The sequence below is a fragment of the Paenibacillus vortex V453 genome, from assembly GCF_000193415.1.
GTDB lineage: Bacteria > Bacillota > Bacilli > Paenibacillales > Paenibacillaceae > Paenibacillus_AQ > Paenibacillus_AQ glucanolyticus.
In genome coordinates this window covers 171,735-186,103 of record NZ_ADHJ01000025.1, presented here as the reverse complement: position 1 = coordinate 186,103, position 14,369 = coordinate 171,735, and the positions used below count along the sequence as shown (strand labels likewise).

At 45.8% G+C, this 14,369-nt stretch carries 10 protein-coding genes and 2 pseudogenes; 10 read left to right on the top strand and 2 right to left on the bottom strand.

Translation table 11 applies throughout. The features are described 5' to 3' along the window. Positions 1-13: 13 nt before the first annotated feature. Positions 14-419: pseudogene (locus tag PVOR_RS29690) on the top strand (FAD-dependent oxidoreductase); the annotation flags it as partial. Between the two features lie 733 nt (positions 420-1,152). On the opposite strand, the gene PVOR_RS15730 reads toward PVOR_RS29690, so the two are convergent. Then, positions 1,153-1,758, bottom strand: a complete 606-nt coding sequence (locus PVOR_RS15730; protein WP_052649285.1) for an anti sigma factor C-terminal domain-containing protein — start codon at positions 1,756-1,758, stop codon at positions 1,153-1,155. 237 nt (positions 1,759-1,995) lie between these two features. On the opposite strand from PVOR_RS15730, the gene PVOR_RS15725 reads away from it, so the two are divergent. From PVOR_RS15725 to PVOR_RS15690, 8 genes and pseudogenes are all read left to right on the top strand, one after another. Beyond that, entirely contained in the window at positions 1,996-2,862 is an 867-nt protein-coding gene (locus tag PVOR_RS15725) for a carbohydrate ABC transporter permease (RefSeq protein ID WP_006210328.1), read from the top strand. 17 nt (positions 2,863-2,879) lie between these two features. Next, positions 2,880-3,758 carry a carbohydrate ABC transporter permease gene (locus PVOR_RS15720; RefSeq protein WP_006210326.1) on the top strand — a complete coding sequence of 293 codons (879 nt, stop codon included), beginning with the start codon at positions 2,880-2,882 and terminating at the stop codon, positions 3,756-3,758. A 37-nt stretch (positions 3,759-3,795) separates the two neighbouring features. Further along, positions 3,796-4,953: an efflux RND transporter periplasmic adaptor subunit gene (locus tag PVOR_RS15715; protein ID WP_006210324.1), complete on the top strand. Its 1,158-nt coding sequence runs from the start codon at positions 3,796-3,798 to the stop codon at positions 4,951-4,953. A gap of 40 nt (positions 4,954-4,993) precedes the next feature. After that, positions 4,994-6,301: an ABC transporter substrate-binding protein gene (locus tag PVOR_RS15710; RefSeq protein WP_006210323.1), complete on the top strand. Its 1,308-nt coding sequence runs from the start codon at positions 4,994-4,996 to the stop codon at positions 6,299-6,301. 95 nt (positions 6,302-6,396) lie between these two features. After that, entirely contained in the window at positions 6,397-9,318 is a 2,922-nt protein-coding gene (locus PVOR_RS15705) for a hypothetical protein (protein ID WP_006210322.1), read from the top strand. A gap of 171 nt (positions 9,319-9,489) precedes the next feature. Next, on the top strand, positions 9,490-10,185 hold the full coding sequence (locus tag PVOR_RS15700) for a response regulator transcription factor (protein ID WP_006210320.1): 696 nt from the start codon (positions 9,490-9,492) through the stop codon (positions 10,183-10,185). Next, positions 10,178-11,285: pseudogene (locus tag PVOR_RS15695) on the top strand (sensor histidine kinase). Before PVOR_RS15700 ends, PVOR_RS15695 begins: the two are co-directional and overlap by 8 nt. Before the next feature lie 43 nt (positions 11,286-11,328). After that, on the top strand, positions 11,329-12,024 hold the full coding sequence (locus PVOR_RS15690; RefSeq protein WP_100086502.1) for a stalk domain-containing protein: 696 nt from the start codon (positions 11,329-11,331) through the stop codon (positions 12,022-12,024). 131 nt (positions 12,025-12,155) lie between these two features. On the opposite strand, the gene PVOR_RS15685 is transcribed toward PVOR_RS15690, so the two are convergent. Then, a complete protein-coding gene (locus tag PVOR_RS15685; protein ID WP_006210318.1) occupies positions 12,156-13,175 on the bottom strand; it encodes an alpha/beta fold hydrolase in 1,020 nt (339 codons plus the stop codon). Between the two features lie 149 nt (positions 13,176-13,324). Here PVOR_RS15685 and PVOR_RS15680 point away from each other — a divergent pair, with 149 nt between their 5' ends. Next, positions 13,325-14,254 carry a LysR family transcriptional regulator gene (locus tag PVOR_RS15680; protein ID WP_006210316.1) on the top strand — a complete coding sequence of 310 codons (930 nt, stop codon included), beginning with the start codon at positions 13,325-13,327 and terminating at the stop codon, positions 14,252-14,254. The last annotated feature ends 115 nt before the right edge of the window (positions 14,255-14,369 follow it).

Below are 14,369 nucleotides of genomic sequence, written 5' to 3'. Positions count from 1 at the left end.
AACTCGCCCATAAGGTGTAGCCTACTGCCCGCACTGTGATGGTCCTCTGTTTGCAGGCAAGGACGTAGCGGTTATTGGCGGAGGAAACTCCGGCATCGAAGCAGCGATTGATCTTGCAGGCATTGTAAGTCATGTGACGGTTCTCGAATACAATACGGAGCTAAAAGCGGACGCCGTTCATCAAGATCGTCTTTACAGTCTGCCTAACGTAACGGTCCTGAAGAACGTTCAGATAAAAGAATTTACTGGAACAGATAAGTTGAACGGTGTTTCTTATATTGCCACCATGGCGCTACCACCTTGCCAGGTGTGTTTACTGCCGGCGATTGCACAAACAGTCCGTACAAACAGATCATCATTTCTATGGGATCGGCGCAAATGCTGCTTTAGGCGCATTTGATTATCTTATCCGCAATTAATACAATATCTAATGTTTAAGCGGTCGCCTAACTACCAATCAGGTAGTTAGGCGACTTTTATTATTTTGATAGGAATCAATCCCAGCACCATGTTCACGTATAATCTTTAGTAGATAATGAAGGTATATTTAGGAAATTAGTGTATAAAGAGTCATTATTTCCTACGAAGCAAGTGCAGTATTGATTGACCTTGAGGGAGGCAATCCCCGAGGTTTTTTATTCATATGGACGTTCGCCTTGTCAACGAGTAAGAAACTGAATACCTTATGACATATAACCATAAAAGGAGGAAAACACATGAGTGAAGTTCTAAGACACGGATACCATCATTGTCATCAGGGTCACGGTTCAGTTGGGGCAATATTGGTTCTTTTTATCTTGTTGGTGATAATTACTAGTTCTTTCTGTGCTTGGGTATAATTCTCTCGCCCAAGGCTGTTATGCCCGTTTCTTTAATGGCATAAGTGTCATGCATGATTGCCTTCATGGCTTAATTCCTATTCTGAACTGTTGCCTAAGTGTGATAAAGTCCCCAAGACTTTAACTTTCATATCCATTCAAAAGGCCATGAAGCCCATGCCTACATGGCCTTTCTTCCGAATTTACCATATGCAACACCGATATTCACCTATCACTTCGCTCATGAATCATTCCACCTACCTTATCGTATGATGGTTACATAGAAAGGTAAGGGTGTACAAAAAAAGTTGAATGTGGAAGGGGGGAGCAGCATTTAGTACTTATCAACTACAGCCCCCAATGTAATCCCTCTCACATAAGGTTTTCCACTGAGTACCTGAAACTCTTCTGCTGTCCCTGTAACAACCACGCCCAAAATACGAACATCACTCGCATCCGGTTTAGATTTATCTTTCTTTAAATAATTGTAGATTCGCTTGAAATCATAATGGTAGTTTCCTTTCAGCTGAACTCCCCGTTCCAAAGCATCAAGAAACGGCTGTTCCGTTGCTTCAATTGCAGGTTCGGTTGGGGAGATGCCAAATCCGTGAGCCCATGACTCTGAATGAGGAATTGCGTAGCTCTTATTCCCGTTTCCATCGATATAGGGTTCATAAATTTTTTTGTTATCGTAGGTGTCCACCCAATACCAAGTCTGGGTTAGTCCTGAAGGAGTCAGCTGTTTCACCTCACTTAATGAATAGCTTTTGTCAAAAGAAATGGCCATTTCAACCAGCTTTGCTGGATCCATTTCCTGAAGCAGGGGGAGATCATTAAGGATTTTGTCGTTATAATCTACTCCGGGAATATAAAACAGCATTTCTCGTTGCCCGTTCAGACCATTGTAACTGCGTGAATACTCATAACTGTTTTTTTGCATGTGAGCATCGGGTATTGAAATGCTTTGCTTGGTACTTCCAGACAAGGAAGCGAAACTGCTTTTTGTTATACCATTTTTGTTTTTAACGCAAGCGATAAATCCCTACAATATTTTAGGTTTTTTTAATATTTTCCCACTTTTTTCTTAAGCAATCTTTTCTATTCTTAATGCATTGGGAAACGTAACAAGCCAGGATGGAGGTCTGAACTTAACTGAGAAAGGATGGATCGGTCAATCATGAAAAAATGGCTCCGTAAGGATGCTTCGGCGGCCATGTTGTTTCTCGTGCCAAGCGGTATCGGATTTGCACTCTTTTATCTTATTCCATTTGTCATGGGCGTGTACTATTCCTTTATGAGCCAATCGGTGGACGGTCATTTTGTGGGGCTCGATAATTACGTGGAACTGCTTGGAAGTGGTTCCTTCCGCAAGGCGGCATCCAACACGTTTTACTTCAGCGCGGTCAGTGTTCCGCTTATGGTCATGCTGTCCCTGGGATTAGCGATGCTATTGAATAAAAATATATATATTCAAAAATGGCTTCGGACAGCTTATGTCATGCCGCTTGTTGTGCCCGTCGCCTCCATCATCATGATTTGGCAGCTGCTATTTGATTGGAACGGCTCCTTGAACGCCTGGCTGAACAGCTATGGATATGAACGGGTGGATTGGATGAAGATGGAATCGGCACGTGGGGTCGTAATCATTGTGTATCTATGGAAGAACATCGGTTACAACGTCATTTTATTCCTGGCGGGGCTGCAGCAAATTCCGAAGGATTACTATGAAACGGCCCGGATTGAAGGGGCTGGTCGTTTACGACAATTCCGAAGCGTGACGCTGGTCTATCTGACTTCCACCATGTTTTTTGTTGTAATTATGTCCATTATCAACTCATTCAAAGTGTTTCGGGAAACGTATCTGATCGCAGGTGATTATCCTCATGACAGCATTTACATGATGCAGCATTATATGAACAATATGTTTGCATCACTCGACATTCAGAAGCTGACCGCAGCGGCATCCTTGATGTTTGTCTGTATTATGCTGATCGTCCTGGTGCTTTTTGCGATTGAACGACGGCATCGACAGTACATGGAATAGGAGGTGGAGCGAAGTCTGTGCGAGTAGTCTACATATTGAAAAAAAGTGCTTTAACGTTTCTCATGGGCGTTATTGCTGTGATCTTAATATCACCTCTTGTGATTACATTCACAAATTCATTGATGACAGAACTGGAAATTGAGATCAATTATGGCCTCATCGGGCAAATGAATGAAGCGACTCCAGGTAGAGACGACTCCTTTGCAAACCTGAAACTGATTCCGGACAAGGTGTCTTTAGCACAATATGGGAAGGTGTTCATCGACAATCCGAAATATTTGAGCATGTTTTGGAATTCCGTGTTCATGGTGGTGCCAATCATTGCGGGCCAGACCCTCGTAGCAGCCCTAGCTGCCTATGCATTCTCCAAGCTGAAATTCCGCGGCCGGGATCCTATGTTTCTTGTATATGTCATGACGATGCTCATGCCATTCCAAGTAACGCTGGTACCCAACTATATTATGGTCGATAAGCTTGGCATGCTGAATACCACAGGCGCCATCATCTATCCTGGCATTTTCGCAGCATTTGGCGTGTTTATGCTCAGACAGTTCATGCTGGATATTCCCTATGCCTACATTGAAGCTGCCAAAATGGATGGCGCCGGGCACTTGCGGATATTTATGACAATGATCGTTCCGATGATTAAGCCAGGACTGGCCGCTCTCGTGATTTTGCTGTTCGTTGACTATTGGAACATGGTGGAACAGCCGCTTGTTTTTCTGGACGACCCATTCAAGCAGCCGCTGTCCGTTTTTTTATCCAGTATCCATGATAGCGAGCGGGGGATTGCCTTTGCTGCATCCTTCCTCTATATGGCCCCGATGGTGATGTTATTTCTGTATGTGGAGTCGTATTTTATTGAGGGCATTCAATTGTCAGGAGTTAAGGGTTAACTTTTCAGGGCGGTTTTTAGGAGGAGAAGAAAAGGATATGGAGTTAGGAAAAGGGGTTGCTGACCTAAGACGAAAGCGAATCATTCAAGTCGTGTTCATGGGTTTTATGGGATTGCTGCTGTTCTTCACGTTATTCAGTAACACGCTGCAATCACTCACCTTGCCGAAGGTGACTACGGAACAGCCGAAAATGGGAGGCATCGAGTTAGCAATCGAAGGAAGCGGAATCCTTCAGTCGATTGCTGATACTAAACTATCCAGTTCAACGGACTGGAAGGTTCAGCAGATTCTCGTGAAAGAAGGGGAACGTGTTAAGAAGGGGCAGAAGCTCATCACCTATGATAGTCAATCGGCAAGACAAGAAATAGAACTTGAAGTAACGAATCTGGAAAAGCAGAGAATCGAGCATCAGAATCTTCAGGACCAGTTTATTCAGTCGTCCATCGATGAAGATGAACTTAAGCAGCGCAGCGCAAAACGTGAAATTGAAAAAGGTAAACTTGATATGGTTGCGCAGGAACGCAAGATCAACCAGATGAGAGAACGTCTGTCAAAAGATCAAGTACTGACGGCTCCGTTCAACGGGATTGTAACCAAGCTGAATGCAGTAGAAGGACTGTCATCTGCGGGCGAGCCGGATGTCATTATCTCGAACAGCAGCCAAGGCTACCGATTTGAAGTGGGTGCGGATGCCAAGCGCTTGTCCAGCATAGGGGTATCCATCGGAGAGCGGATTGAGGTTGAGGTAGATACAGATAACAAGCAGCGAAGCAGTGTCATGGACGGTGTCATTGAAGAAATAACCAATGCGGAGCCGCTTATAGAGGGGGGATCGGATGAAGGAGCGGTGACGACAACCGTCCCTCAAAAGATCATTCGCATTAAGATCATAGATGCCAAGCTGAAGGGAGGTGAGCAGGCTCGAATCAAAATCGAGAAAAGCTCACGCGAAAAAGGGCTGCTTGTTTCAAGCGGCGCTGTTCATCAGGATCGGGAAGGGAAGTATGTTTTTGTGGTTGAAGAGCAGCCAGGTGCACTCGGTAATGTATTTGTTGCCCGTAAAGTGAACATTGAATTCAGTGAAAAGAATGACAAAGAAACGATGATCCAATCCGATCGCATCTATGAAGAGGATAAGATCATTCTGAAAAGCAGTGAGCCTCTGCAAGATGGAAACCGTATTCGATTGGAATAGTGAGGAGTTCAATAAGAGAAGACCAGGAGGAATTTGTATCATGAAAAAATGGCTATCGATCATTTCAATGGGTGTTATTATCGCGAGTTTAACCGCATGCGGCTCTGGAGAAAGCGGGAAGGCGGATCAGTCCACAACGAAAGAGGGAAAAACGGTGCTCACCCTGTCGCTGTTAGAGTCGAGTCCGTTCTATAAGACGCTGGAAAAAAAGTTTGAAGAGAAACATCCGGATATTGATCTGCAGATCCATGAATCTAAAGACTATGAGAAGTATCGAAACACAACGAATACAGCCATGTTATCGGGAAAAGGCATGGATATCATTGAAGCTGACGTCCTGCCTCTTAATGAATATGTGAGCAAAGGTTTTCTTCTCGATATGAATGATTTACTGGAGCAAGAACAGACGTTGAACAAAGACGATTTACAAACCACTATTTTGGACGGTTTGAAGGTGAATGAGGGGGTTTACGTGATCCCTTCGGGCTATTCCTTCAGTGTGTTTGTAGGTGACGGGGACATGCTGGGCAGCGCCAATGTGAAGTTCGATGATCAGACCTGGAACTTGAAGGAGTTCGAGCAAGTTTCGAAGGAAGTTATCCAAAAGAATCGTGGTGCCGATGAACTTTATGCGTTGGCAGACTATCCGCCGGAATACCTTTTTCAGGAGATGTTATTTACGAACTACACTGCGTTTGTTGAGGCTTCCGCCAAAAAGGCAAAGTTCGACTCGCCCGAATTTGTGGATCTGCTCCAGCAAGCTAAGAAAATGTCTGACGATAAAATCATCACATCAGAAGTGGCAAAGGCGGGCAATCAATTGTTCTACTCCAGCCGGATCGGATCACCAACTGATTTTATCGAAGGCCCTTATACGATTTTTGATAATCCCAAGCTATTGCAAATACCGCAAGCGGGAGAAGTCGGAGATCGTACAGGCGCGAGAGTTGTTCCTTTGTCTCAGTTCGTAATCAATGCCAAAACGCCGGTAAGAGATGAAGCCTGGAAGTTCATCACTTTCTTATTGTCTGAAGAAGCACAATCGATACAAGAAAGAACAGGGTTCTCGATGCTTAAATCCGTGAATGAAAAGATGATCAATGACCTTCAGGAAAAAGTGAAAAGCGGCGATTATACGCTTTCGAATGGGGAGCAGGCAAAAGTATCTGATGAACAATTTACCGTGTTTAAACAAATTGTTGAATCCGCCGATCAATACGTGGAACTGGATGCTAAAGTGTTAAACATTGCCCGTGAAGAGTCCTATGCGTTCTTCAGCGGACAGAAGACTGCGGAAGAAGTGGCTAAGCTGATCCAGAACCGGGTAACCACCTATTTAAACGAATAGGAAGATGACAGGAAGCAGCCCACATACGTGCGCTGCTTCCTATTTCACAGAAGAGGGAAAGCGAAATATAGATTTTTTTATCGGGAGGTACATTTATGCACAGGCCAAAAAAATACATGGCAGTAGTGCTATGCGCTGCGGTGTTGAGTCAATCTTTTGCCTTTGACACATACGGGGCATACGCAGCTGATTCGTCCCTTTCCAAATCTGCTGCAGCCGCGTCGATGTTCACACTGGATCAACTCGGCTCGGTCGCATTGAAGCAGAGCGTCAGTGTGAAGCTGACGGATATGAATATTTTTGCACAACCTGACGGGAATATCCTCACGTACACGCTTCGTTACAACAATAACAGTGGCAGCAGAGTAGATCTTATCGATTATTTTTCCAAGGTTTCCACGCCAAGTGGCGCCATCGTAAAAGGAAAAGTTGTGACGAGTGATGCTGGTAAAAGAACGGTGCCTGCGAACAGCAGTCACTCCGTGACGTACTATGTGAACATTGGACGATCGGCACAGGTAAACGGAATGAAGGTTTCCATATTCGGATGGGATTTTAGCAGCGCCACTTATGAGAAGAAGCTGGGAGGTTTCACGATTCCGGCCCAGTACGCATCTGTAGTTCCTGTAGGCAAGAGCAAGAAGATGAAGATGAATAATCTTTCAGTTACGGCCAAGGCAGATACGGTACAGAGGTATACAATCCATGGAAAAGTATATATAAAACTGGGGATGAAGCTCTCCAATGGAGGAACCGAGGTGCTTAGCGATCCCGGATATAAAGCATATCTAAAATCGGCCGGCGGCTCGATATTTGAACTCTTGCCCGAATCGGGTAGCACTGGCTACAAGCTCCAGCCTCAGGAGAGCAGAACCATCTACTGTTGGGCGGAGATTCCTTCCACGATGAAGACGAATGGTATGACATTGCAGCTGGCGCAGGAAGACGAAGCATTGAAAATACATCTTCCGGTGCAATCGTTTAAACTTCCTGCGGCAGCTTCGGATATCGCCGTGGCTAAAGGCAACAGCGCAAAACTTATGATGAAGCAGCAGCCTGTTACGGTCAAGGCAGAAAAAATGCAGCGTATGAAACATAATGGGAAAGTGTATTTGAGAGTCGGGGTCAATGTTGCAAACGGAGGTAAGAAGGTGCTAAGTGACCCTGGATATAAAGTACAACTCAAGTCGGCCGGCGGCTCGGTATTCGACCTTGTGCCTGAGGACGAAACAGGAGGCAGTTTCAAGATCCAGCCAGGGCAGAAGCGAACGATTTATTATCTGGCAGAGGTTCCGTCCACACTCAAAACCGATAATATGACGATGCAATTCATGCAGGAAGATGAAGCTTTAAAAATGACGCTGCCAGTAAAAACCTTCAAGCTGCCTTCCGTTACGGCTGATGTACCTGCGGCGGATTATGCAATCAAAAAAATATCCGTTCATCATCTTATGATTGAAACACAGTTGAAAAGTGCTTCCGTATATGCTGAGAACGATACCGGGAAATGGAGCCTGCAATTCCGAGTTAAAAATCTTGGTGAAAAATCATTGAAGCTGCCGGCTTATGAGCTTTCGATCCTCACCCATGAAGGCTACAGCATCCCGGTGAATGCGAAGGTACTCGCCAATGTTACGCTGAAGCCGTTAGAAGAGAAGCTGATGGATCTCCGTGCAGATGTACCATTGCACATGCAACAGAATATGCTGCAGCTGCAATTAACGGAGCCTGCGGTGGAGGGGAAGATCAGCTTCCCGGCTGCCCACTATAAAATTCCTTATGCTCAGGAAGGTAAAAGCCATCTGGGCACAGAAAACGTCATCGAGAACGACCATGGGACATTCGGCGTAAAGCTGAGCTCATATCAGCGGCTGCCATGGGGAGATGGGGATCAAATTGCAGCCCGTATCAGCATTCGTAACACCAAAGCGTTAACCGTACACCTGCCTGAACTCAAAGCCCAAGTTAAGGCAGATATGCGAGACCTCAGCAGTACAGCTCAAATCGTGATTCCGAATGATCAGACGACTCTGGCGCCTAATGAAACCGTAGAGATGTATGTACTTGCCAACGTACCGTATTCCTACAATTTCAATCAATTACGAATTGAGCTGCAGGAAGTTTCAGGAGAGGACGTCACGAGGTTTCTGTCGCTAAATACCCGGGCGGTCAACAATGTGGTGAACCAGGTTACTGCTGGCGAATCCTATCGTATCGATACTCCTGGCAAGAAAGCGGAGGTCCGTGAACGAATGAGTACCGTTTACCAGGACAGCAGCTCCAATTTGATCTACACGGAACTGGAGATGACCAGTCAGGAAACACGTCAATCCAAGCAGGCGCAGCTGGTGGCTTACTACAAAACACCGGACAACGAGTATTTTGAGGCAGAGGTCAATCAATCGTCCGTCAAGACAGGCCCGAACGGAAAAAATTTGGTTACCGTTTGGAGCAAGCTTCCGCTGAATGTGAATACTTCACAGCTTGTATTGTATATCGGCGAAGGTGTAGCAGGCGAAAAGTTGACAGATCAGCGGGAAGAATCAACGGAAGTTATTGGATCGATCAATACGGTGGGATTAGCACTTAGCCCTAGAGCTTTCCAACCAGCAACGAATCTAGGAAATGTGGAATTGTTTCCTTATAAACTCTCCATTACGAGAGGAGAAGCTAGACTTAGTGAAGGGAAAGACATGCTCCATACCGCTATTCATTATAACCTCTCAAGGAATGGCGATTACGAGACAGGTGAATATGAACATAAACTCATTATGGAGATGATTGACCCGACCGGACAATCCACGGAGAAGACGTTAACACTCGGCACCGATTTGACCATCGGCAGCAATAAATCATACACCATTACAGTGAATAACAACTTCAGCAAAAACGTAAGTGGTGGGGGAGTTCGCATCAATCTGTATGATGAGTTCCAAGGGCGGAGAATGCTGCTTGGAAGCCAGTCGTTTCCGATTATTTATGAAGAGAATCAGGCGAACAAGTCGGATAGCGATTAAATACGATCTAGACATAACTCTTTAAGAATTCTAAAAGGATTATTGAGATATTCCAACTAGACTGGTATAGTCGGGAGGTGCTTACAAGCGGTTGGATTGAATTACTGAATCCTCCTGCCTGTAGTCTCAAGTTTCAATAATGTTGCAAAGTGAACGAAGAGGATGGATACCATGAAGCGGATTACAATTCTCATTGCGGACGATGAGGCAGAAATTGCGGACCTGATTGAGCTGCACTTAAAAAAGGAAGGCTATGATGTCCTTAAAGCGGCGGACGGGCAGGAGGCGGTACAAGCAGCTCAGACGCATTCCGTCGATCTGGCGATACTGGATATTATGATGCCCAAGCTGGATGGTTATGAAGTCATCCGGCAAATTCGGGAACAACATCACATGCCGATCATTTTTTTGAGCGCCAAAACGTCCGATCTTGATAAAATTGCTGGGCTGGTGAGAGGCGCAGACGATTATATGACCAAGCCCTTCAACCCGATGGAGCTGATCGCGCGCGTGAATGCCCACCTTCGCCGTTATATGCAAATGAGTCAACCGACGACTTCCGGCAAACCCGCGCTGGAAGCGGGAGGGGTGATCATTTACCCCGATCAGCGGATTGTGACCCTGTACGGCGAAACGATCGAGCTGACGCCCAAAGAATTTGACATATTGCACTTACTGGCCAGTTACCCAAAAAAGGTGTTTAGTACCGAAAATATATTCCAGCACGTATGGGGCGAGGCCTACTTTGAAACAAGCAATACGGTTATGGTGCATATTCGGACATTGCGGAAAAAGCTGCATGAAGATACAAACAAAAACAAGCTGATCAAAACGGTTTGGGGGGTAGGCTATACGTTCAATGGCTAACTTGATACGAAGCTTCCGCTCCAAAATGATTGTGCTCTTCGGCTTAAGCATGCTTATATCCGGCATCATCATGTTCGCATTATACAAAATTCTGCAATACTATTACCGAACTCAGGTCAAATTCGAGGATCCGCTGGCTTATGTCCGCTTGTTCATAAGAACGGTCGGGGACATTAATTTTTTTCTGATATTTTTTATCCCGTTGGCGGTCTTTTTTTTCTTACTGCTTACGAAGCCTTATGTGGCTTATTTTAATGAAATTTCTGCGGGGATTCGGCATCTCGCCAACGGTGATTTTGACAAGCGGGTTTCGATCGCGTCCCGGGACGAATTCGGGGATATCGCGGCGGATATCAATCTGACCGGTGAGATGCTCAAGCAAGCTGTGGCGAGAGGGGATTTTGCCGAGAGCAGCAAAGATCAGCTGATACTGAATTTGGCCCATGATTTGCGTACGCCCCTCACTTCCGTTATCGGTTATCTGGATTTCATTCTCAGGGACGAGTTATTCGACCCCGGAACAGGTTCGGCATTATACAGGCATTGCTTTCGCGAAGTCGAAGCGCCTGGAGAAGCTGATCGATGAATTGTTCGAAATCACGAGAATGAATTACGGTATGCTGCCGGTCGAAAAAGCACCCATCGATTTAAGCGAGCTGCTGACGCAGTTAAGCGAAGAATTACTTCCGGTTTTTGAGAAAAACAAACTGAAAGCCCGATTGTTTGTTACTCCGCATCTGATCATTTCGGGTGATGGTGACTTGCTGGCACGCGTGTTTGAAAATTTGCTGACCAATGCGATTCGGTACGGCAACGACGGTCAGTTTGTCGATATTCACGCTTTCCTTGAAGCAGAAGTAGCGGTAGTTCAGGTGATTAACTTTGGCGACCGCATCCATCCGAACGAACTGCCGCATCTATTCGACATGTTTTATACTGGCGATAAATCCCGGAATCATCGGGAGGGCAGCACAGGCCTCGGCTTATTTATCTCGAAAAATATCGTGATGCAGCATCATGGAACGATTACGGCCGACAGCAGCTTGATTCGTACAGCTTTTGAAGTACGGCTGCCGCGAGGCATGCAGATACCTGAATAAAAAATGGTAGGGACTGACTATGGAAGGGGGCGCGGAGGGCGATTTGCGGAAATATGTATGGGTATGGATATGGTTCGGTTTATTAGCTGTTATCGGCTTGGCCGCTTATGGCGCAAGCTCCTCGATTGACTTCCAGTCATCCGGGAAATTTGAGATTAACGGTAAAACCGTGAGGCTTCCTGTAATTAACTACAACGGAAACGTCTACGTCCCGCTTCGCCTTGTAGGGGAAGAAATGCATTCCGAAGTTTATTATGATGAGAACAAGGAATTAATCTCGATCAAACAGCACAGCTTAGCATTCGATGAGCAAATAGAGGCACCCGTTCCATCCATTGCTTATGAGCACGAGTATAAGGATGGTAGCGTATGGATGCAGGAGATTCCGCTGCTGCAGGGAAACTCCTGCTGGAATGGATGTCTGGAAATGAACGATCCGGTAGTACAATGGGTGTCTGAAGCCGGGTATCCACCGGTTCGCATGAAGCCTGGATCAAATCTTGTCATCACTTATCCGACTGGATTGGAGCCTGACGGATTGATGATATCTAACGTCCTTGATACGGGCAACGGCACAGAACAGTATATTGAGATGATGGCGGATAATCATCGAGTACAGCTGCCAACGGAACAGGGATTTTATACGATTTTAGTTAATTCGGACTGGGAGAGAGGATTCACCTCGTATGCTTTTGTTATCCATATTACGGACTCCGATGATCTAGGCGATTCATCATGAATCAGAAGCGTTAGCGAATGCGTCGGTGTCACTTTTCAAAATTAAAAGTCTAAAAACCCCATCATGTTTTCATGATGGGGTTATATTCATTGTCAAACTGCCTGACTGGACACTTCAATGCTATTCATGATCTATCCGTTTGTACTAAGCGCCAACAACCGTTTTAGATTATCGTCGATAAATTGATTATCGGCACTGTTGATCCCGCGTCCGGCAAAGTGGCCCCAGATCGACTCGATCGGATGAAGAACAGCATTAGGCATAAGTTTAGCCTCGTATTCGTTATCGTCGGCCGAGCAGAAGAGATCCGTGCTCCCTGGCATGATGCAGGCCAGTGCTTGAATACTTCTGAGCGCCTTATCGAAATCTCCGTTATAGGAGGGGGTTGCGCTAATATCTGCATGTTGTCCTGTCCATAACATGGCCAGGACATTGTGCGGATCCATCTTCATAAAGCTATCTTCCCAGACGCCAGTCATAAAATCCGCCAAGGATTCAAACCCCATCTCACGATAAAGTCCCTCTCTGTAAAATGCCTGCGATACGCCCCATCCTGCATAGACTCGACCAACGGCACGCATGTCGGCAGAAGTCAGCTGATGGAGTTTACTTGAGTCGAAGTGGACTGCAGCCAAGAGCGCGGCTTTCATTCCGTCCAGGACTACATTCGTGTGGGGCCAGGTCTTGGCTAAGCCGGCGAAAGGTGCAATTCGTTCCACCATGTCGGGATAACTTGCCCCCCATTGGAAGGCTTGAATACCTCCCATGGACCATCCCACTACAAGCGCGATCCTTTGAATGCCGAATTTTTCGGTTACCAGCCGATGTTGTAATGTAACGTTGTCATAGATGGTTACCTGCGGAAAATGGGCCCGGTCGAACGGGGGAGGCGTGTTGCTGGGTGACGAGGATAATCCATTGCCCAGCAGATTTGGAACGATGATGAAATATTTGTGCGGATCCAGTGCCATGCCGTGTCCGATCAGCCATTCGTTCTGGACATGCTGGTCGCCAAAAGCCGTTGGATAGACGATGACATTATCTTTCTTTTCATTCAATGTTCCATAAGTCTTATAAGCAAGAAAAGCGTCCGGTAGCGTTACTCCTGATTGCAAGGTTACGTCACCCAAATCATAAATCTCATAATCCATCGTGTTGTTAACTCCCTTCAAAATGAAACCAACTTGTAGAATGTATTTCTTGTGATTAGTATAGATCTGTTATACTCTCAATAAAAGTGAATGGATTTCAAAACAGCATTCAATTTTATTGAAAGTAAAAGTAAAAGGGGGAAGGCATAATGGAATTGCGCCAACTGAATACGTTCCGCACGGTTGCTTCAACATTAAACTTCAGTCGCGCTGCGGAAGTGCTGAACTATGTTCCTTCCAACGTCACGATGCAAATAAAAGCATTGGAGGATGAGCTTGGTGTTCGCCTCTTTGACCGCTTGGGCAAGCAGCTCGTTCTCACAACGGCGGGTAAGCGTTTTTTAACTCATATTCAAGGAGTTCTAAATCAATTGGACGAAGCTCGCAGCGTTGTACATGACAATGAACATCATCTAAGCGGCACCTTAACGATAAGTGCCAACGAGGTTATATGCGCCTATCGGCTTCCAGCGGTCTTTCAATTATATCGCTCACGTAATCCGGGAGTACGCCTTATCTTCCGTTCCGTACCCAATCAAGAGCTCAAGCAGACGCTCTTTGAGGGAACCGCGGATGTTGTCTTCATGTTGGACGAACCTATTCGATCGAGCGGACTTGCAGTGGAACCGCTGCAGGAAGAAACGTTCCGCTTATTCGCTGCACCAGATCACCCGCTCGCCAAACGAAGTGTGCTGCAGCTGGAAGATTTTCACGGGGAAGTGTTCCTGACGAATGAAAAGGGTTGTCCCTATCGAACCATGTTTGACCGGTCATTTGAGAAAGAGGGCATTGATAGTATCACGTATTTAGAGTTTCAAAGTGCCGAAGCCATTAAACAATGTGCAATCTCGGGAATCGGTATTGCCTTTCTTCCTGAAATAACGACGGAAGCCGAGGTTGAACGGGGAGAACTTGTTCCTCTTCCATGGCAAATTCCAGATCTGCACGTGTATACACAGATGTCATGGCATAAAGACAAGTGGCTATCACCGATCATATTATCTTTCATTGAAGCTGCAAGGGAGGTTATTGCAAGCGTGGAGGAGGATAAAAACCGCATACGAGATCCAAGGGATTAGTGCTGACGACCGTTGAGGAATACTTTATAGGCGCGGCGATTGCTCATATTTATTCGAGAAAGATTGGTTGTTGGACCGTTAGTTGCGGAAGTGATGCCAAAATTCGCAGGACAAA

Coding starts and splice junctions, on each gene's coding strand:
- PVOR_RS15730 (WP_052649285.1), bottom strand. CDS start 1,758: ATGCAAAAAAACAGTTATGAGTATTCACGCAGTTACAATGGTCTGAAC.
- PVOR_RS15725 (WP_006210328.1), top strand. CDS start 1,996: ATGAAAAAATGGCTCCGTAAGGATGCTTCGGCGGCCATGTTGTTTCTC.
- PVOR_RS15715 (WP_006210324.1), top strand. CDS start 3,796: ATGGAGTTAGGAAAAGGGGTTGCTGACCTAAGACGAAAGCGAATCATT.
- PVOR_RS15710 (WP_006210323.1), top strand. CDS start 4,994: ATGAAAAAATGGCTATCGATCATTTCAATGGGTGTTATTATCGCGAGT.
- PVOR_RS15705 (WP_006210322.1), top strand. CDS start 6,397: ATGCACAGGCCAAAAAAATACATGGCAGTAGTGCTATGCGCTGCGGTG.
- PVOR_RS15700 (WP_006210320.1), top strand. CDS start 9,490: ATGAAGCGGATTACAATTCTCATTGCGGACGATGAGGCAGAAATTGCG.
- PVOR_RS15685 (WP_006210318.1), bottom strand. CDS start 13,175: ATGGATTATGAGATTTATGATTTGGGTGACGTAACCTTGCAATCAGGA.
- PVOR_RS15680 (WP_006210316.1), top strand. CDS start 13,325: ATGGAATTGCGCCAACTGAATACGTTCCGCACGGTTGCTTCAACATTA.